17 protein-coding genes and 1 pseudogene are annotated in these 19,612 nt (G+C 67.9%); 12 read left to right on the forward strand and 6 right to left on the reverse strand.

Translation table 11 applies throughout. The features are described 5' to 3' along the window. Positions 1 to 3: 3 nt before the first annotated feature. The 3 genes from FLW16_RS39185 to FLW16_RS39195 all read right to left on the reverse strand — a co-directional run bounded on the left by FLW16_RS39185 (position 4) and on the right by FLW16_RS39195 (position 1,338). Positions 4 to 192 carry a hypothetical protein gene (locus FLW16_RS39185; protein ID WP_142566055.1) on the reverse strand — a complete coding sequence of 63 codons (189 nt, stop codon included), beginning with the start codon at positions 190 to 192 and terminating at the stop codon, positions 4 to 6. Positions 193 to 268: 76 nt separating this feature from the next. Continuing rightward, positions 269 to 1,006 carry a DUF899 domain-containing protein gene (locus tag FLW16_RS39190; RefSeq protein ID WP_142566056.1) on the reverse strand — a complete coding sequence of 246 codons (738 nt, stop codon included), beginning with the start codon at positions 1,004 to 1,006 and terminating at the stop codon, positions 269 to 271. 26 nt (positions 1,007 to 1,032) lie between these two features. After that, a complete protein-coding gene (locus tag FLW16_RS39195; RefSeq protein WP_142566057.1) occupies positions 1,033 to 1,338 on the reverse strand; it encodes a hypothetical protein in 306 nt (101 codons plus the stop codon). A 928-nt stretch (positions 1,339 to 2,266) separates the two neighbouring features. Between FLW16_RS39195 and FLW16_RS39205 the strand changes: the two genes are divergently transcribed. Further along, positions 2,267 to 3,994: an RICIN domain-containing protein gene (locus tag FLW16_RS39205; RefSeq protein WP_221891510.1), complete on the forward strand. Its 1,728-nt coding sequence runs from the start codon at positions 2,267 to 2,269 to the stop codon at positions 3,992 to 3,994. 394 nt (positions 3,995 to 4,388) lie between these two features. Here the strand turns inward: FLW16_RS39205 and FLW16_RS39210 are convergent, their stop codons facing one another. After that, positions 4,389 to 4,931 carry a hypothetical protein gene (locus FLW16_RS39210; protein WP_142566059.1) on the reverse strand — a complete coding sequence of 181 codons (543 nt, stop codon included), beginning with the start codon at positions 4,929 to 4,931 and terminating at the stop codon, positions 4,389 to 4,391. 351 nt (positions 4,932 to 5,282) lie between these two features. Here FLW16_RS39210 and FLW16_RS39215 point away from each other — a divergent pair, with 351 nt between their 5' ends. The 5 genes from FLW16_RS39215 to FLW16_RS39235 all read left to right on the forward strand — a co-directional run bounded on the left by FLW16_RS39215 (position 5,283) and on the right by FLW16_RS39235 (position 10,665). Further along, positions 5,283 to 5,867: a dihydrofolate reductase family protein gene (locus FLW16_RS39215; protein WP_142566060.1), complete on the forward strand. Its 585-nt coding sequence runs from the start codon at positions 5,283 to 5,285 to the stop codon at positions 5,865 to 5,867. A gap of 374 nt (positions 5,868 to 6,241) precedes the next feature. Beyond that, positions 6,242 to 6,424, forward strand: a complete 183-nt coding sequence (locus tag FLW16_RS39220; RefSeq protein ID WP_142566061.1) for a hypothetical protein — start codon at positions 6,242 to 6,244, stop codon at positions 6,422 to 6,424. 300 nt (positions 6,425 to 6,724) lie between these two features. Next, on the forward strand, positions 6,725 to 7,816 hold the full coding sequence (locus FLW16_RS39225) for a glycoside hydrolase family 11 protein (RefSeq protein WP_142566062.1): 1,092 nt from the start codon (positions 6,725 to 6,727) through the stop codon (positions 7,814 to 7,816). A 286-nt stretch (positions 7,817 to 8,102) separates the two neighbouring features. Further along, positions 8,103 to 9,305, forward strand: a complete 1,203-nt coding sequence (locus FLW16_RS39230; protein WP_142566063.1) for a serpin family protein — start codon at positions 8,103 to 8,105, stop codon at positions 9,303 to 9,305. A gap of 346 nt (positions 9,306 to 9,651) precedes the next feature. Next, positions 9,652 to 10,665 (forward strand): phosphotransferase, encoded by a 1,014-nt coding sequence (locus FLW16_RS39235; protein ID WP_221891511.1) that lies wholly within the window; start codon positions 9,652 to 9,654, stop codon positions 10,663 to 10,665. Positions 10,666 to 10,820: 155 nt separating this feature from the next. Here the strand turns inward: FLW16_RS39235 and FLW16_RS39240 are convergent, their stop codons facing one another. Continuing rightward, entirely contained in the window at positions 10,821 to 11,366 is a 546-nt protein-coding gene (locus FLW16_RS39240; RefSeq protein WP_260616093.1) for a hypothetical protein, read from the reverse strand. Between the two features lie 277 nt (positions 11,367 to 11,643). On the opposite strand from FLW16_RS39240, the gene FLW16_RS44190 reads away from it, so the two are divergent. From FLW16_RS44190 to FLW16_RS39250, 3 genes are all read left to right on the forward strand, one after another. Continuing rightward, the gene (locus FLW16_RS44190) at positions 11,644 to 11,820 is read left to right on the forward strand and encodes a hypothetical protein (protein WP_185949791.1); all 177 of its coding nucleotides are present in this window, start codon (positions 11,644 to 11,646) and stop codon (positions 11,818 to 11,820) included. Further along, positions 11,817 to 12,155 (forward strand): hypothetical protein, encoded by a 339-nt coding sequence (locus tag FLW16_RS39245; protein ID WP_142566064.1) that lies wholly within the window; start codon positions 11,817 to 11,819, stop codon positions 12,153 to 12,155. Before FLW16_RS44190 ends, FLW16_RS39245 begins: the two co-directional genes overlap by 4 nt. Before the next feature lie 166 nt (positions 12,156 to 12,321). Beyond that, the gene (locus FLW16_RS39250) at positions 12,322 to 12,789 is read left to right on the forward strand and encodes an SRPBCC family protein (protein ID WP_142566065.1); all 468 of its coding nucleotides are present in this window, start codon (positions 12,322 to 12,324) and stop codon (positions 12,787 to 12,789) included. Between the two features lie 72 nt (positions 12,790 to 12,861). On the opposite strand, the pseudogene FLW16_RS44775 reads toward FLW16_RS39250, so the two are convergent. After that, positions 12,862 to 13,039: pseudogene (locus tag FLW16_RS44775) on the reverse strand (IS256 family transposase); the annotation flags it as partial. A 387-nt stretch (positions 13,040 to 13,426) separates the two neighbouring features. Here FLW16_RS44775 and FLW16_RS39260 point away from each other — a divergent pair. The 3 genes from FLW16_RS39260 (at position 13,427) to FLW16_RS39270 (ending at position 19,526) form a co-directional block, all read left to right on the forward strand. Next, entirely contained in the window at positions 13,427 to 15,814 is a 2,388-nt protein-coding gene (locus FLW16_RS39260) for a glycoside hydrolase family 3 N-terminal domain-containing protein (RefSeq protein ID WP_221891512.1), read from the forward strand. A 337-nt stretch (positions 15,815 to 16,151) separates the two neighbouring features. Continuing rightward, positions 16,152 to 17,174, forward strand: coding sequence for a LacI family DNA-binding transcriptional regulator (locus FLW16_RS39265; RefSeq protein ID WP_142566066.1), 1,023 nt, complete (start codon positions 16,152 to 16,154; stop codon positions 17,172 to 17,174). Between the two features lie 162 nt (positions 17,175 to 17,336). Next, on the forward strand, positions 17,337 to 19,526 hold the full coding sequence (locus FLW16_RS39270; RefSeq protein ID WP_142566067.1) for an esterase family protein: 2,190 nt from the start codon (positions 17,337 to 17,339) through the stop codon (positions 19,524 to 19,526). The last annotated feature ends 86 nt before the right edge of the window (positions 19,527 to 19,612 follow it).

The raw sequence follows: 19,612 nt of genomic DNA on the forward strand, positions 1-19,612 counted from the left end.
CACTCATCCCATCGGCCAGAACATCGCGGCCATCGCCGTGGCCATGAGAGCGTGCGCCACATCGGAGATCCTTTCCGCGGCTCCCGGCGCCGCCCCACCTGAGCCGGGTCGCACTCCGCGGATCAGGAACCACGCCGCCGTGCCCGCGAGCACGAGGATGAGCATCCACCTGAGTGTCAGGGACTCGATCATTCAAGGACTCCCGTGTTCGAGACGGACGGGTGACGCCTCCTGACGAGGCGTCACCCACGATGCCGTCGGCGTCTGCTCAGTGATGGTGGGCGTGGTGGGAATGGTCCGCCCCGCCGTCGTACGTGTCGTGGTAGGGGAACTCGTTGACGTAGCGCTGCCGGCCGAGAGGGGTCAGGTCGAGGTAGTGATAGGTGCTCAGCATGACCTCCGCACCCCGGCCGTACGTCGAGTAGGTGTGGAAGACGCTGTCCTCGTCGCGGACGAAGACGCTGATGCCCTGGGCGTCACCGTGCGTCGCGTACCCCAGGCCCTCCCGCTCCAGGGTCGCCTTGTCCTTGTAGTTGTACTCCACCGGCGCGGCGGCCTCGTCGTTGGTGACGTGGAAGTCGTAGTTGAAGTCGCTCCCGGCCGAGGAGTACCACGGGACGGTCCACCCCATCCGCGCCTTCCACCTTTCGATCTTGGCCAGGGGTACGCGGGAGACGAGCGCGAATGTCGTGTCACTGGCGTGCAGGTGCTCCAGCCGGCCCACGTTGTCGACCGCGAACGAGCAGCTCGGGCAGCCGTCCTCCCAGTCCTCGTTCCACATGAAGTGGTACACGAGAAGCTGACGGCGGCCCTCGAACAGGTCGACCAGGCGGGCCGCGCCGGCCGGGCCTTCGAAGACGTAGTCCTTGTCCATCCTGACCATCGGCAGCTCCTGACGCCGCGCGGTGACGGCGTCCTGCGCCCGCATGGCGTCCTTCTCCTGCTCCAGCAGGTTCAGCCGCGCCGCCAGCCACTCGTCGCGTGACGCCGTCCGTGGGAGAGTCATCGTCTTCTCCTTCTGCTTCGCATGAGTCATGACCGGAACAGGCGGTAGGAGCCGACCAGCGTGGCGCCGGCACTGACAGGCGGGACGGCCATGCGACCGGCCGCGCCGTGCTGGAACTCGGCGAACGCCGCCGACCGCCGGAGCGGGTTGTCGTGCCCCTCGATCAGGGCGACGTGCACGAAGCCGACGCCGTCGGCCAGGCGGAACGCCGCGTAGCGCAGCCCCTCCGGGGCCGTCTCGTTCAGCTCGCGGAACACACGCTCCACCAGCCGCTGGTTCTCCGCCGCCGCGTCGGCGCGCGTCTCGTAACGCACCACGACTGTCTCGCTCATCTGGACGACACTCCTCATCCGCCTGGAGTCACACAGGGAATCGGCCGCACCGTTCTCCGGCCGTCTACAGGTACAGAGGCGCCGCGTCGGAGAAATTCATCGGCCGGGCGCGAATGATGTCGATCCGTCGGCCGTTCCATGCGCCGGGAAAGGTAGGCGGCCCGTCCGGGCTCCACAGGACGGGACGCGCGGACATGGCGAAATATCCGGTGCTCACCTACGCCAGGCCGCTGTCACTCGTGGTGAGCGGGGGAGGGCGGCGAGGGTCATGGTGTCTCAGGTGTCGTAGCCGACGAGGAGGCCCACCTTCCAGCTGCGGCCGGTCTGCAGGCTCTGTGCCTGCCGGTTGGGGCGGAAATCCGAGGGTCTGGACGGCGTCGAGGACCCGCCGGGCATTTCGGGACGTATGCCCGGTTTCGCTGAGGGTCTTCGGCGCGGTGCCCGCATTGGCGTCGGCCGGTGCGGCGACGTCGCCGAACGTGGTCCTTGCCTTTGTGATCGTACGGTCCGGATCCGACCGACGCAATCCTTTGCTCTTCACTCTTGCTGCGGCCATAGTCCCACCGGTTTCCTTTATCGGCCAACGTGTGCAGGAAAAAAACTCACCTGGCTGAAAGTCTTGACGGCCAGACAAGTTCACCGTACGTTTCCGGCTCGGAAAACCTTTGCGCACAGTTGCCCAACCCGGGTTGTGTGCGCTGCGTCGTCGTGACCGCCGCACAGGCACCGATCTGGGGAATCCATGTCCCGCGAGTCTTCCGCCCCCTCCGCGACCGGGGCGGTCGAGGACCGAGGCCATGGCTACCCGGCCGCCGGTACCCGTGGACGCGGCCCCGGCGGCCGGCGTCGAGTCACCCTCGTAGCCGGCCGGCGACCCCCGCGGTCCGCTCCGCGGACACCCCCCCAACCACTCCTCAGGAGAGACGCAGTGAAGACGACCAGACCCAGAGCCGGGCAGGCCGCTGCCCTGCTCACCTCGCTCGCACTCACCGCAGCCGGCGCGACCCTCACCGCCGCTCCCGCCGACGCCGCCGCGAGCGCCTCGACCACCCTGGTGGTCAACGCGAACCAGCCCTTCCGTCCGGTGACGCACGTGGCCACCGGCTCGCTGTACGGCTTGGCGGACGCGACGAATCCGGCGGACAACCTCGTCCAGGCCATCAAGCCGAACACCTTCGTCCAGAAGCCGCAGGGCGGCAAGCAGCAGCCGACGGGTGACATCCTGACCGTCGCCCCGAAGGCGGCCAGGGCCGGCGCGAAGGTCGTGAACCGGTTGTCCGACCTCTACGCGGGCTGGCCGTACCAGTTCAGCTGGAGCAACTGGTTCAGCCTGGTCGACCAGCAGATCGCCCAGGTCAAGGCGTCAGGCGTCAACCTGGCCGCCTATGAGCTGTGGAACGAGTCGGACAACACCTGGAATTCGGCCAACGGCACCTATGAGGACTTCTGGACCAGGACCTACCGCGAGGTGCGGGCCAAGGACCCGACGACCCCGATTCAGGGGCCGAGCTTCTCGGACAACATCAGCGACATGGACAACTTCCTGCGGAACGCGGTCGCGACCAACACCGTGCCCGACATCATCGCCTGGCACGAACTGATCAGATCGTCGAAGATCGCCGGTGACGTCGCCACGGTCGTCAATCTCGAGAAGAAGTACGGCATCAGCCCGCGTCCGATCGCCATCGAGGAGTACGCCGCCCCGTCCGAGGTCGGCGTCCCCGGCGCGCTCGTCGGTTACATCGCCAAGTTCGAGCGGCTGGGCATCCACGACGCCGAGCTGGCGTTCTGGAACCAGTCCGGCACGCTCGGCGACCTGCTCACCGGCCGGGGCGGCTCGCCCAACGGCGCCTACTGGCTCTACAAGTGGTACGCCGACATGAGCGGCAACATGGTGACGACCACTCCGCCCGCGCAGACCGGCATCGACGGCGCCGCGGCGATGAACAGCGCGGGCAACCAGCTCAGCGTCATCGTCGGAGGCGGCTCCGGCGACAGCGCCGTGACGATCAACGGGCTCGGCGCCTTCGGCGGGACCGTCCACGTGAAGGTCGAGTACACCCCCTCGCCCGGGCGCACGGTGGCCGTCTCCGGGCCCAGCACGCTGAATGAGTCCAACTACACCGTGACCAACGGCTCCGTCAGCGTGCCCATCCCGGCGATGAACGCGACCTACGGATACCACCTGGTCGTCACTCCGGGCAGCGGCAGCGGCAACCCCGGTGGCTCGCTGGCCGGCTCCTACCAGATCAAGAACGTGAACAGCGGCCTCGCCCTGGACACGCAGAACTCCGGCACCGCCCAGGGAACCTTGGTCGACCAGGCCACTCCCTCGTCCAGCAACACCCAGACCTGGACCCTCGTCGACAGCGGCTCCGGCCTCTACAAGATCACCAACAGGGCCAGCGGGCTGGTCCTCGGCGTCACCAACATGAGCACCAGCAACGGCGGGACCGCCCTGATCTGGGGCGACAGCGGCACCGCCGACCACCTGTGGTCGTTCATCTCCGACGGGAACGGCCACTACAAGATCCGCAACTACAACAGCGGTCTGCTGCTCGGCGTCAACGGCATGAGCAAGTCCTCCGGCGCCCAGGTCCTCCAGTGGGAGGACAACGGCACCGCCGACCACCTCTGGACTCTCACGGCCCGCTAGCGCCTGCACGGAGCCGAGGTCACGCTGTTGCGCATCCAGCTGCGCCGGAGCCGTCGACGCCGGTAGATCACCTCGTCGTGAGGCCTGAGTGACCGACTGATGACGAGTGGTCCGGGATCGAGCCCCACCCGCCCCTGGGCGAGCGGGGCCCGATCTCGGACCTGCGGCTGCAGCTGGGGCAGCCGCGCTCCACAGCTGTACAAGGAGCACAACGCAGCCGAGCGCTGCGTCAATCGAATCAAGGAGTAGCGCGGCCTGGCCTTCCGCTTCGGCAAGACCCCGAAAGCCGTCTCCGGGCTCTACCTGCGGAGTACCACCTTGTTGATCCGAAGTCTCCTGACCTGAAGATCCGAACCCGTACAGGCTCTGGTTCGGGCGAGATGGCTGATGTCGCTCAGCCGCATACCCCGGCCGCGCGCTCCTCGCGGACGATCTGGTCGACGGACTTGGTCCTGTACTCCTGCTGCTGCTCGGCATCGGGGACGAATCGCCAGGCACCGCGCTCGTACACGAAGTCGTAGGTGAAGGTCGCGATCGACCGCGCAGCCGTCACCTTCGCACGGCTTCCCGTCACGGATACCGCCGAGATCGTGAACCGCAGCCCTTCGGCTACAGACGGGCAGAGCGTGAAGCGACGCACATAATCCCGCCGGGACACCAGTTTCTGGGCGGCGCTGGTCCAGCGGTCCCAGGACGGGCCGTACTGGCCGGAGGAGTACAGGTCGAATACCTTCTGCGCGGCGGCCCGGGCGCCTGCCCGGGTCTTCGGCTGAGCGGGCCGCCGGCTCGGGCTGGGCGACGACGACTTTGCCGCGACGCGGGCGGCCGCGGTCGAATCGGCCGATTCCGTAGTCGAGCCGTCGGACTTCCGCACGAGGAGCACAGCGAGCACTGCGGCAACCGCAACCGCGACGATGGCCACCACGACGGCGATCACGGTGACAATCCGCTCACTGCTGCGGCCGCGCCGGCGCTGAGCTCGCTGCTCCTCGTATAAAGGGGGATAAGACATGACATCTCCCGGTTCCGCTGGGACTGCTGGGAGACGCGTGACGCGGAGACCACGATTACCTGCTGGCCGAATGCGGCCATTCCTGGGGAGTTACACGCGCCCAGCGGTTCTGTGGCGGCGCTCGGTGCGCATCGGGTCCCCGGCGGGGAGATCGTGGACGACGAGTGGCGGGTCGGGAAACGGGGGAGACCCCGCTGTCGATCCGGCCGTCTCCCGTTCGTGTAGAGGGTGAGACCGGGGCGTTCCCGGCGAACCCGACCACGAAGGAGACACGGCATGGGCAAGGTCGTCGCGATCGAGCATCTGACACTCGACGGCGTCATGCAGGCACCGGGACACCCCGACGAGGATCTCCGCGACGGATTCCGGCATGGGGGATGGGCCGCCCGGCGTCAGGACCCCGCCATGCGGGAGGCGATGGGCGCACGGATGACGGACGCCTGGTCCCTGTTGGCCGGCCGGACCACCTACGAGCGCTTCGCGGACTACTGGCCCGCGCAGGCGCCGAACCCGTTCACCGACGCGCTCAACCGCGTACAGAAGTACGTCACCTCCACCACGCTGGCGGAGCCGCTGACCTGGCAGAACTCCACCCTTCTCAAGGGCGGCGCCGCGGACGCGGTGGCCGGTCTGAAAGAGGAACTGGACGGCAACCTCGTGGTGTTCGGCAGCGGGGTGCTGGTCAGGTCGCTGCTTCCGCGCCGCCTGGTCGACGAGTTCGTTCTCCTGGTCCACCCGGTGGTGCTGGGCTCGGGGCGCCGTCTGTTCGAGGAAACCCCTCCGGAGTCCTTCGAGCTCGTCGACTCCACGACGACCCGTACCGGCGTCGTCATCGCCACCTATCGACCCGGCGCGAGCTGAGAGAAAGGCTCGCGCCGCCCTCGTGCGCCCTTGCGCCGCACCCGGGCGCGGCGGTTACGCAGGTCGAGCTCGCCGACGTCGAGCCGGTTCGCACCCGCTGCGCGATCCCGGTGCGCCCGAGCTGGGACGAGGACGACGCACAGAGTCGAGTGCCGGGGCGGACCAGGGTTTTCTCGGCCCCCGTCCGCGCCCCGGGTGGCTGCCGGGCTGGTGGTGCCCGAGTCGTAGCGAAAATTATCGGTATAAGGACGAAAAATATCGGCCCTTCTCGCTCGGAGTGCCAACGATCCCCTCGAACCTGCGGGGAGACCTTGCCAGGGGCAAGGATTCGCATCAGGGCATGTCCCCTGGCCGCTCGGCGGAATGAGCTTCGGGTGGCGGACAGCCGAGGAAACCCCCTGATCGCGCTGCTGAAGGTTGCGAAGACGCGGCTCATGGCGCCGCGGAAACTTGAGGAGCGCACCATCGTGGCCCGGCTTCCTCGGGCCGTGCCCGGCGGGCTCCACGTAACTTTCATCGCCCCCGTCGGCGCCCGCTCCGCCGCCGATCGCCCGTGACCAGGACCGATCCGCGTCGAGACGACACCATGGACGGAACCGGCTTTACGCGAGTCGTTGACAGTCCCGCAGCTTTGGGCTGACACTTTCGCCGTCTGTCCGATAATTTCGCCCGCACGAAGGGCCTCGACCACTGTCGATCCGGGTCACGAGCCGCGACATGGTCCTCAGGTCGGCGACCGCGTGACGACCGGCCAACCTCCGCCGCGGTGTGCGACGCCGGCGCGTGGTGGCCGTCACCCCGGCAGTCCGCATCACATAGCCCGGCCGCCGCCGGCCCGTTGAGGAGGAAGTAGGTACATGAATCACATTCCGATGAGAAGCCGCGGGCGCGGCGGTGTGCGGCTGTTGATCGGCCGTGTCTGCGCCGTGGTGCTGGCCGCTGCCGTGGCGCTGCTGCCCGGCGTCGCCCACGCTGCCATCACCACGAACCAGACCGGCACCAACAACGGATACTTCTTCTCGTTCTGGACCGACAGCCAGGGCACGGTCTCGATGGAGTTGGGCTCCGGCGGCAACTACAGCACCTCATGGCGCAACACCGGCAACTTCGTCGCCGGCAAGGGCTGGAAACCCGGTGCGCGCAGGAACGTGAGCTACTCCGGCAGCTTCAACCCCTCGGGTAACGCCTACTTGGCGTTGTACGGGTGGACGCGGAACCCGCTGGTGGAGTACTACATCGTCGACAACTGGGGCACCTACCGGCCCACCGGGACGTACAAGGGCACCGTCACCTCCGACGGCGGGACCTACGACATCTACCAGACCACCCGCTACAACGCGCCCTCGATCGACGGCAACCAGACCTTCAACCAGTACTGGAGCGTCCGGCAGCAGAAGAGGACCGGCGGCACCATCAGCGTCGGCAACCACTTCGACGCGTGGGCCCGCAACGGTATGACCCTCGGCAGCCACGACTACCAGATCCTCGCCACCGAGGGCTACCAGAGCAGCGGCAGCTCCAACATCACCATCGGCGGCACGACCGATCCTTCGCCCTCGCCCTCGCCCTCGGCTGCCTCGCCCTCCCCCCGCCCCTCGCCCTCGGTCTCGCCCTCCTCGCCGGGAGGCACCGGCGCGTGCCGCGTGTCCTACTCGAAGAACGAGTGGAACAACGGCTTCACCGCCGACGTGACCGTCACCAACACCGGCAGCGGCGCGATCAACGGCTGGACGCTGGCCTGGTCCTTCTCCGGCGGCCAGCAGGTCACCAACTCCTGGAACGCCATGGTGAGCCAGAGCGGCTCGTCGGTGACCGCGCGCAACGTGTCCTACAACGGCTCACTGGCCCCTGGCGCCTCCACCTCGTTCGGCTTCCAGGGCACCTACTCCGGCAGCAACCCCAACCCCTCGGCCTTCAGCCTCAACGGCTCGGCCTGCACCACCGGCTGACCGGCACGACCGGCTGACCGGCACGACCGGCTGACCGGCACGACCGGCACGACCGGCACGACCGTGCGTCACGGCGCGGCGACGCGCGAGCGGGGAGCGGGCGCCCTCGGGCCCCGCTCCCTCGCCGCACCGGTCCGCGTCCGCTCCCGTCCGCGGCACGCGGACGGTGACCGGTCCCGGGTCACGCCGGGCGGTCCGGCCCGGCGCTCTCGTGCAGCGCCGGGGCGTCCTTGTCAGTGCCGAAATGTTCTCGCCTGCCACAGACTGCTCTTGTACGTTCGCCCGCATGGATGTGCAGTCCCGATCGAACGCGGTGGCCGCGGTGAACGCCTTGACCGCCCGGTGGGCGGCGACCTGTTCGGGGGAAACGGTCGTCATGGCCGGTTCAGCTGTATGGCCGCTGCTGGCGTACCTGGCAGCAGGAGTCGATGGACGAGAGCGCGAGGAGCTTCAGGATGCTGTCGGAATGGACGGCACCATTGCTTCTCAGGCCGCCCGAACCGTACTGTCGATCATGGACGGCTCTCCAGCTGTCAGGGCGGCGCTGGGGCTGTGGTTCCGGGCGGATCTGCCACTGCGTCCGGACTGGATCGCCATGCTTCCCGCTGGTGTGCACGGCGAATTGACCTCAGACCCGGCTGCGGACCAACTTCGGCTCGACAGGTGGGCGGATGAGCAGACCGGTGGGCTCATTCCCGCCATGCCTCTCAAGGTGACAGACGAGATGCTGTTGGTCCTGGCTATGGCGCTCACCGTTCGGACCACATGGCTCCGGCCGTTCACCGACGGCGTCGGCGTCTTCGAGGGTGGGCCGTGGGCTGGGCGTGAGATCCACGTGTTACGTCGTACGACTCGAGTGCTCGACCGGGCCAGGGTCGCCGAGACGCCCGCAGGCCTCCTGACCCTGCTTCGTGTCATGGGTACGGGCGGAATCGATGTTCACCTGGTGCTTGGTGAGGATTCCGCGAAACCCGGCCAGGTTCTCACCGCGGGTATCGACATGGTAGCCGGGCGCCGAACCGCCATCGAGGCGGACCTTCTTTCTGCGGGTGCCCCAGGCCCAGGGATGACCGTTCGCTTCGTACGCGCCCACGCCCCCGAGGACCTGCTCGATGTCACGGTGCCGCGGTTCAGCATCAGTTCCACACATGATCTACTGGGTCTGCCCGAGGTATTCGGCCTGACGACGGTGACCGACGTGACCCGGGGGCACTTTCCCGGCATCAGCACCGAGCCTCTCGCCGTCACTCAGGCCCAACAGAACGCCTTCGCCACCTTTGAAGCCACCGGGTTCGAGTCTGCTGCGGTAACCGCCGTCGGCGTCGCCGCAGGCGGGGTGGTCCCTCGGCATCCCTACCGCGTCAGACGCATAGACCTGGATTTCTCCAGGCCCTTCGGGTTTCTCACGGTGGACCGTCGAACCCGCCTCATCCTGACAGCGGGCTGGATCGCCGAGCCTGAAGCCTGGTCCGAGGAACTCGACCACTGAGTGTTGAAGCCGGCAGTTACGCCGGCATCTGCCGGCGATGCGAACGCCACTCCCGTGTTCACGAAAGCGGAGTCACAGCGTGATCGCTCCGTCGAACGCGGCGCCGGACGTTGCGGCGTCCGCCGAGGCCGGTGCCAGCATGCGTGGCCGAGTCGCGGCCGGTGAGGCGGAACTGCCGTTCATGTGCTCTTTCCGGCCGACGTCGGATGCCGTGCCGGCGGTCTGTGTCGGCCGGATCCCAGGGCCGGTAGTCGAGGGATCCGCTCGGCCGAGTCGGGCGGGAATTCTGACAGGAGCCTTCTCTAAGTGACCTGCGGCTCTGACGAATGAGGCAGGATTCGGGCGTATGAGGGACAGACCGGCGGGTCTGGCCGAGGCCGAACTGATGGTGGCACTGACCGAGGGCTGGGGCATTGAGCCCCACTCGGTTGAGTACCTTCCGGTGGGCGCAGGCAGCTACCACTGGTCGGTGGTGGATCAGCGTGGGACGGCGTGGTTCGTCAAGGTGGATGACCTCGGCGTGGAGGACGTCGGTCGTGATGGCGCGTTCGATCGGCTTGGCCGGTCGCTCGGTGCTGCCCTGGCACTGCGCCGGGACGCGGGGCTCGACTTCGTCCTCGCGCCGATCCCGACCGTGACCGACGTTGCGGTCCGGCGGCTGACCTCGCGGTACGCCCTGTCGGTGTTTCCGATGGTGGCGGGTGCCGCCGGGCACTTCGGCGTGCACCGGCCCGAGGACCGCGTCGAGGTGATCGACCTGTTGGCCGAGCTGCACGAGGCAACCCCGATCGTGGCGGACGCCGCACCAAGAGCTGACCTGGTTCTGCCCGCACGGGACAAGCTGGAGGAGGCGCTGCGGGACCTCGATCGACGGTGGACCGACGGGCCTTGTGCCGAGCCGGCCCGCAAGCTGCTGTCCGTTCATGCCGGGCAGGTCCGACGATTGCTCGCCGACTTCGATCGGCGCGTCGACCAGGTACGGAACACCGCGGCGGTGTGGGTGGTCACGCACGGCGAACCGCACCCGGGGAACGTCATGCGTACCCCGGCTGGGCTGCGGCTCATCGACTGGGGCACCGTGCAGATCGCTCCGCCAGAGCGTGACCTGTGGATGCTCACCCCCGCCCTCGCCCGCATGCTCGGCAAGGACCCGGTTGGCGACGATGACGTACTCGTCCGTTACACCCGGGCCACCGGCCGGACCGTCACACCGGCCACCCTCGACCTCTATCCGCTTTGGTGGCGGCTCGCCGACATCGCCATCTTCGTTGACGAGCTGCGCCGGCCGCACGGCACCGGCGAGGACATCGCCGCATCGTTGCACTATCTCACCGGCTATCTCGAAGCCGGTCAGGACTGACCTGCGGCCTGGATGGCTGCCGCATGCCCGGGCGGCAGGCGGGCGATGGGCCACGATGCGGCGGCGCGCCGCGCCGCCGCATCGATCCTCTACGAGCGCGATTCGGCAGGGGAGGACGCACAGAAATCTGATCGGACAGAATCGTTCTGTACGGTCTAGTTGGTGCAGTCCTGGTTCTTCAGGGCCAGACCCAACTCGTAGACCTTGCCTCGCTGCGACAGGAAGTAGTACAGGGCCTTCGTGTTACCGGGAACGGCAGCGACGGGGTAGTTGCCCGTGGTGTCGAGTCGGGGGTATGCCTTCTTGACCTGCTTCATGGTGGAGCCGACCTTGATGCCTTCGGGCGTCTTGACGCCCTTGGGCGCTTCGATGAGGGCAACTCCCAGCTTCTTGGAGATGTAGAGGCCCACAGCGTCGCGGCCGGTCGGGTGCGCCTTGAGATCCCACCCCGAGCATTGACCCTCGTCGAGCTTTTTCACGATCTTGCGGGTCGCCTCGGCCTGCTTGAGAGTCATACCGAGCCGCACCCCTCCGTAGCCGTACGGGCCGAACGTGCCGCCCGCACCGGTGGTGGCGTCGGCGGCCGCGCTCGCCGCCGTGACGCCGGTCAATGCGATCCCCGCGGCGAGCGCCGCCGCAATGGCCGGACGCCCCAGCCGAACCACCTTGTGCTTGCGGATCCCTCTGTCACCGTTGTTCATGCGGTATTGGAGTGCCGCCGGGCCGGGAAAGTTCTGATCGAAAAGAGAAACGAAGAGCCGCAGAACGAGACCGCCACACGGGCCTGCGGCTACACCCCAAGTGCCACTGGCGCCTCCGTCTACACCGGCTCCCGGCCGGCCACGCGAGTACTGCGTCCCGCCGGATCGCGTGTCGCCGAACGGAAAGACCTGCGAGCAGCCCGCGGCCGAGGGTCGGCGCGCCGCGCAGACCGCCGGTTCCGGCGGAGCGCTTGCCATGTAGGCCGCGACCGCCGCCGTGCTCCCCGCGCCGATCGAGCACGCGGCGGCGACCGCGGTCGTCGGCCAGGGAAAGAAACTGCTACACGTCGCGCTGGCCCTGGCGACGGCCGCCGGACTGTCCGTCCTGCCGGCGACCGCGGCCGACGCGAGCGGATACGGCAGTACGGGCGCGCAGGTCGGCAGCTGCCGGTGAGCGACCAGTACGGCACGTACGGCGACGTCGTTCTCTACTACGACTCGGGCAGCGCGTGGAACTGCGCCGTTCTCGTGAAGCGATCGAGCTTCGTCTTCTACGGCATGGCGACCAACATGTACATCACCATGAACAACAGCGCCTACGACGACAACCACACGAAGAACAACTTCGATTCCGACAGTGGCATGTACAAGTACTACGCCGGACCGGTGAGGGTGTACGGCAAGAACATGTGCATCTGGATCAAAGGCGGGATAGCCGACATCTCCGGGCCCAACGCCGACTACTGGAACTACATCGTGCGCGACGTCACCCAGGTGGCCTGCGGCTGACCCCCAGTGCTCATCAGATCGGGGCGGAGGGCGCGCCGGTGGGCTCGCGGAGTCCTGCTCCGCACGATGGCGCCAATCGGGGGTTCCGTCGTGATTCCTGGCGCCGGTTTCTCTGCCGTTCGATGAGGATGGGGCCAGAGATCCTCCTCGGCCCTAGACTCGGGCCATGGACAGGACCGACCGCGCCAGCCGGATGATCGCGGCACCACCGTCGACTGTCTACGGCGCCCTCCTCGACCGGGAGTCCCTCGAGGCCTGGTTGCCGCCGGACGGCATGCGCGGGCAGATCGAGCGGTGGGATCCCCGGCCTGGTGGCGGGTTCCGGATGGTTCTCACTTACCTCGACCCCACCGGCAGCCCTGGTAAGACGTCAGATGCGACGGATGTCGTAGAAGTCGGGTTCGCCGACCTGGTGCCACCGGAGCGTGTGGTGCAGCGGGCGGTGTTCGAGGCCGATGACCCGTCGTACGCGGGCACCATGACGATGACCTGGCACCTTGTTGCCGCCGGTGACGGGACCGAGGTGACCGTCACCGCCACGGACGTGCCACCCGGCATCGACCAAGCGGTACACGAGGCAGGGATCGCCTCCTCGCTGGCCAACCTGGCGTCGTACGTCGAAGGGGCCGGCTGACTCAGGTCGGCTCCGACCGGGGGCCGGCCACGTCGTCGTGATGCGGCCGAGCGCCCGTCTGGGTGAGCTCGTTCAAGCGGCGTGAGCCTCGCGTCGTTCGACGAGGTGTCCGTGTTCGAAGCGGGCTCCGGCACGGACCGGGGCGACGAGGTGGGGCGCGTTCACCGCGCCACCGGGCCTGGGCGGACTCGACGAGCTTGAACACCATCGCCGGCGCGGCGGCGCGCGAGCCGGCCCCGCGAGTGACCTTGCCGGCGTACAGCTTGGCTTGCGGTAGGTGGAGCGGGTTTTCACCCTCCACCGATCGTGAGCTCATGTCATTGCAGACCACGTAGCCGGCGATCTCCTCGAAGCGATTCATCACGAGAAGCCGGCTCGGGCTCGGGAACGCGGAGGCTCGGGCCGACCGGTCGCGCAGGTCTCCGGTGAGAACTCTGGACAAAGCAGACGTGATCGGGGACGGTGGCATTGCAAACGTTACCGATTACGTTTTCAATCCGGCGGGTCCGGGGGAATCGGTGGTGGCGAGGCGAGGGCCGGGCTCGGGACGTCTGGCTCGCGGCGGAGGTTGAGACGCAGCTGGCGGTGTCGTCGATTACGCCGGGAACGAGGTCCTAGCGGTGATTGGGGTGACCAGGTGACCATTGTGAGGCGGGAGTCTGGAGCGATTTACGCCGATCCGGCCGCGCCCGTGGGGGAGCGCGTGGCGGATCTGCTGGCCCGGATGACCCGGGAGGAGAAGCTCGCGCAGTTGGGGAGTGCTTGGGCGTTCTCTGTGCTCGAGGGTGGCCGGTTCTCGGCGGAGCGGGCGCGGACAGTCCTTCGGCATGGCTTGGGGCACGTGACTCGTGTCGCGGGAGCCACCAGTCTGAAGGCGCTACAGGTGGCGCGGGTGGCGAATGCGATCCAGCGGTTCCTGATGACAGAGACTCGGCTGGGCATACCGGCGATCGTGCACGAGGAAGTGTGCTCCGGATTGATGGCGCGGGAGGGGACCATCTTTCCTCAGGCCATCGGTGTCGCGAGCACCTGGGAACCGGAACTCAACCGGCGGCTGGCGGATGCCGTTCGTACGCAGATGCGCGCGATGGGAAGCCACCAGGGGCTCTCACCGGTGCTGGACGTGGTGCGCGACCCGCGGTGGGGCCGGACGGAGGAGACCTACGGGGAGGACCCGTACCTGGTGGCCCGCATGGGCGTGGCGTTCATCCGGGGCCTCCAGGGCGCTTCTCTGACGGAGGGTGTCATCGCGACGGCCAAGCACTTCGTTGGTTACGGAGCCTCCGAGGGCGGGTTGAACTGGGCGCCGGCGCACCTGCCACCTCGTCTGCTCCGCGAGGTGTATCTGTATCCGTTCGAGGCGGCGGTCCGCGAGGCGGGACTTGAGTCGGTGATGGCCGGCTATCACGAGCTGGACGGGATTCCTTGCCATGCCAACCGTGAGCTTCTCCGCGATGTCCTCCGTGGGGAGTGGGGCTTCACGGGAACCGTCGTGTCGGACTACTTCGCCGTCGACCATCTCCACTCGTATCACCACTTCGCCGAGGACAAGCAGCGAGCGGCGGCTCTCGCGCTCACCGCTGGTACCGATGTCGAGCTTCCGGCAACGGATGCGTACGCGGGCGCGCTGGCACGCGCCTTGGACGCCGACGAGGTCGGCGAAGGGGAACTGGACGAAGCGGTTTCACGGGTTCTCCGGCACAAGTTCGAGCTCGGCCTGTTCGAGAATCCTTACGTCGACGAGGCCGCGGTCGCGGTCGCGGTGAACGCCGAGCGGCACCAGGAGGTGGCGCTCGAGACGGCCCGGCGCAGCCTCGTCCTGCTCAAGAACGACGGCATCCTGCCGCTGCGGCCGGGTGCCGGAACGGTCGCTCTCATCGGGCCGAACGCCGACGACGCGCGGCACCTGCTCGGTGACTACTCCTTCGCGGCGCATGTGGAGTCGTTGTTGCAGGCGCGCGAGCGGCAGGGCCTGCTCGGCCAGACGATGACGATCCCGGACGACCTTGAGATCGAGGAGAGTACGGACGGGCTGCCTTCGGTGCGTGACGCGCTCGTGGCCCGCCTGGGGGATCGGGTGCGTTACGCGCGTGGCTGCGACGTGATCGATACATCGAGGGACGGTTTCGACGAGGCGGTCGCGGCCGCCGCGGCGGCCGACGTCGCGGTGCTGGTGCTGGGGGATCGTTCGGGGTTGACGACCCGTGCCACCACGGGAGAGTCGCGGGACCGGTCCAGCCTGGAGCTTCCCGGTGTCCAGGAGGACCTCGTACGTGCCGTCGTCGCCACCGGCACCCCCGTGGTGGCGGTGCTCGTCGCCGGTCGACCGGTCGGCGGCGACTTCCTGCACGAGAAATGCGCCGCGGTGCTCATGGCCTGGCTGCCCGGGCAGACCGGGGCACAAGCGATCGCCGAGGTTCTGCTCGGCGAGGTGAACCCGAGCGGGAAGCTGCCCATCTCCTACCCGCGCTCCGTGGGCCAGATACCCGTCTTCTACGGGCACAAGGTGTCCGGCGGCCGGTCACACTGGCACGGCGACTACGTCGACTCGCCCGTCAGCCCGCGATACTGCTTCGGTCACGGTCTCGGGTACGCCCCGTTCGTGATCGAACAGGCGACGCTGGACCGGACCGAAGTGACCGCCGGGGACAGCCTCGCGGTGGAGGTCACCGTGGCCAACATCGGCGATCGAGCCGGCGAGGAAGTCGTTCAGCTCTACATTCGTGACCCGCAGGCGACGGTCACCAGGCCGGTGCTCGAACTGAAGAGCTTCGCCCGCGTGTCCGCCGGTGCCGGGCGGCGAACGGCCATACGCTTCCACCTGCCCACAGGCCAGCTTGGCTTCTACGCCCGAGATATGAACTACACGGTAGAAACCGGGCATATCGAGGTGTACGTCGGTTTCTCCTCCGACACCCACACCTTCGCGGGCACGTTCACCATCACCGGCGACGCTGACCGGCCGAAGGTCCAAAAGGCCTACACGGGCACAGTCAGCGTCAGCCAACTGACGTCGGCAACGTGATGTCACCCGCTCCGATGATGACGACGGTGTGAGGCGAGACGGGTAGCCGTGGCTCCGGGCGGGTGGCGGAGGAGCAGCACTCCGCGGCCCGCCGTTCGCCATCCGCCCAACACCCGCCGCCCAACACCGGCCGCCAGCGGGATGCCGGACATCGCCAGGTCGTCGATGCCGGCAGCGCCGCCCTGCCCTGGCCGGCCTTCTGCATTCTGGTCATGTCCTTTATAAGGCCTACGGTCGGGATAGTGGGAGGCCGTAAAGGTCTTGTGTTTGGGATAGTTCTCGCTTACGTTAAAAACCGGAAACGTAACCGATAACGATTGCAAACAGAGAGGGCCGCATGGCCGATGGCGGAGCTCCGGTGACGATGAGTGATGTCGCCCGGCTGGCCGGCGTCTCCGTCGCAACCGTGTCGCGAGTGGTCAACGGGCGTTACGGCGTCAGTGCCGGCACCACCGCGCAGGTCCGTTCGGCCATTGAGCGGCTGGGCTACGAGTCGAGTCTGGTGGCGACGAGTCTGCGGCGTAGCCGTACCGGTGTCCTGGGTCTGGTGACCCACAGCTTCCAGTCCTACACGGCCGAGGTGCTCAAGGGTGTGATGGAGGCGTTGACCCAGTCGGGCTTCGATCTGATCATCTACGCCAACAGCGACCTCTACGGGACGTATTCGGAGGGCTGGGAGCAGCGGCATCTGACCCGCCTGTCGGGCACGCTCACGGACGGATGCATCGTCGTCACGCCGTGGGGCGAGGTGCGGAGCAGCACTCCGGTCGTGGTCATCGATCCGGCGAGGGACTCGACGGCGCCGTCGGTGACGGCGGACAACCTCGCGGGTGCCACCCAGGTGGTCGAGCATCTGCTCGGCCTGGGCCACCGGCGCATCGGATTCATCGCGGGCCGTGCCAGCCTCGCGGCGGCATGGTCGCGTGAGGAGGGGTACCGCACGGCGCTGGCCGGAGCGGGAGTTCCGGTCGATCCGACGTTGATCGGCAGAGGGGACTTCAATCCCGAGTCCGCGATCCCGTTGGCACGCGCGTTGCTGGAAAGGCCGGACCGGCCAACGGCGATCTTCGCGGCGAGCGACGGGATGGCCCTGAAGGTTCTGGAGGTCGCGAAGGAGCTGGGGCTCGGCGTTCCCGGCGACCTGTCGGTGGTCGGATTCGACAACATCCCTGAGTCGGCGCTGGCCGAGCCGGCGTTGACCACGGTGGACCAGTCGATGTACCGCCTCGGCTATGAGGCGGCGCGCATGCTGAAGTCGCTGGTGATCGGCGAGTGGGAAGGCCCCCGCCGAATACTGCTCCCGACCCGACTGCTGGTTCGCGGCTCCACGGCGCCACCGAAAATCACAACGAGACCCTGACATCCGGCCACAGGCGCACCATCCAGGTGCACCTGGCATTCAGGAATACACGACGAACCGGTGACGAACGGAGGTGCAGACACACAGAAACCGCGTCACATCCCGAGAAGCTAGGTCGGCTGAGAGGCCCCACCCGCTGCCGACCATCAAAGGAGTTTCGGTATGACGTTATCGTATCACGGCAGGATGCGTCCTACGGGCGCACGACGGCTCCCGGCGGCGATCGCCGCCGGGGCCATGGCGATTGCGGCAGTGTCACTCGCACCGCGGCCGGCGGCGGCGGACACACCCTGGCTGAGTGTTTCGGAAGACGGCTACGCGTCGTTCACCGTCCCGGCGGCCTACGTCCAGGCCAACGCGGGCCAGGTGTCGCAGGTGGTTGTCGAGGGGAACTTCGGTCCCTCCTCCACCTGGGCGGAGTTCGGTCTGACCCGCCGGGGCGACGTCTGGTCGGGGGTCCTCGGCCCGCTCAAGCCGGGGCTGTACTCCTACCAGGTCACGGGCGACGACACCAAGGGCCTCAAGGACCCGACGAACGGCGCCGGAGTGGCGTCCAAGCCCCTGTGGAGCACCTTCCTCGTCGCGGGCGACTCGGCGCGCCTGCTGGCGGACGCACCTCAGGGACAGGGCGGCAAGGTCGAGACCCTGACCTACCAGGTCAAGAAGCAGGAGCGGTCGGCTCTGGTTTGGACGCCGCCCGGCTACCAGGCCGGGGATCCCAAGGGACCCAAGAGTTACCCGGCGCTGTTCCTGCAGTCCGGCGAGGGGCAGAACGCCACCGACTGGCTCGACCTCGGCCGGGCCAAGCAGATCCTCGACAACCTGTCGGCCCAGGGCTCCATGGAGCCGATGGTGGTCGTGATCAGCGGCGGTGACGGGCCGGCTGACGACAAGGAGCTGAAGGACCTCCGCAAGGCGGCCGCGGACAAGTACCACGTCCTCCGCGACCCGGCGCACCAGGCGATCGCCGGTGTGTCCGAGGGCGGGACGCGGGCGCTGCGTGCCGCTTTGACCAAGCCGAACGAGTTCGCCTACGTCGGCTCGTTCTCGGGCCTGCTGGCGGACAGCGCCGGCCGGGCGGACGCGAAGGCGATCAACCGCGACGTCAAGCTGGTGCGTCTGTACACCGGGAACGTGACCGACCCGGCCTACAACGCGACCAATCGCCTGACGAAGGCGCTGAACCGCGCCGGAATCAGGTACGAGTTCGACGGGGTCAACCCCGACGCCGGGGCGAACTGGAACGCCTGGCAGGAGAACCTGGTCGATTTCGTGCCGCGGCTGTTCCGCAAGGTGTCGGATCACGGTCCGAGCGCCGGTCACGGGCCGCTGAAGGGCGAGTTCACCCCGCCCGCAGCAGGCACCACTCCGACGCCGTTCGTGTCCGAGGGCGGCTTCGTCACCTTCGAGACCACGACGGGCTTCACGGACGCTCAGCACGTCACGGTATGGGCGAACACTGCTCCCGGCGGGAGCTGGCTGCGCATCCCGATGTCCCGTGAGGGCGACCGGTGGCGGGCGACCGTGGGCCCGTTGGACCCGTGGTTCTACTACTACAAGTTCATCGTCGACCGGGTCTCGGTCAAGGACGCGTCGAACCCGACGAAGGTGACCTCCGAGCCGACGTGGAGCACCTTCCTCGTCTCCGGAGAGAGGTCGCGCCTGCTTTCGGACGTTCCCGCCGGTCAGGGCGGAAAGGTCGAGAGCCTGACCTACCGGAGCACCGTGGCGAACCAGGACAGGACCGCGTTGGTGTGGACCCCGCCCGGCTACGACCCGGACCGCGCGGAGCCGTACCCCGTCTTCTACCTCCAGCACGGTAGCGGCCAGAGCTACACGGACTGGGTCGAGATGGGACGCGCCAAGCAGATCCTCGACCACCACTTCCTTGACGGAAACCTGGTGCCGATGGTGGTCGTGATGGGCAACGGCAACGTGTCCGACTTCAACAAGGAGTTGCTGGACAACATCGATCCGGCCGTCCGCGCCCGTTACAACGTCTCCAGCGACCCGTCGCGGCAGGCCCTCGCCGGCCTCTCGATGGGTGGTGGGCAGACGCTCGGGATGCTCAAGGCGCACCCGGGCCGGTTCGCCTACATCGGGGCGTTCTCGGCCGGGTTCGGCAGCGGCGCCGGCGTCGACGTGGCGGCGATCAACAACGGGACCAAGCTGCTGCGCGTGTACGTCGGCGACGTGACCGACTTCGTGAACCCGTCGTTCATGGCGGGCCTGACCACGATGGACAACCTCGGCGTCCACTATGAGTTCGACGGGGTCACCCCCGGGCCGCACGGCTGGGACGTGTGGCAGAAGAACCTCATCGACCTGGCTCCGCGCCTGTTCAAGCGCTAGTCAGGCACGTTCCGAGGTGACTCCACCGGGACCCCGGGGTTCCCGCCCCGGTGATGAACTTCGGACACGGCGATATGTGAGCGCTC

Origin of the sequence: Microbispora sp. KK1-11 (assembly GCF_006874435.1) — a bacterium.
GTDB lineage: Bacteria > Actinomycetota > Actinomycetes > Streptosporangiales > Streptosporangiaceae > Microbispora > Microbispora catharanthi.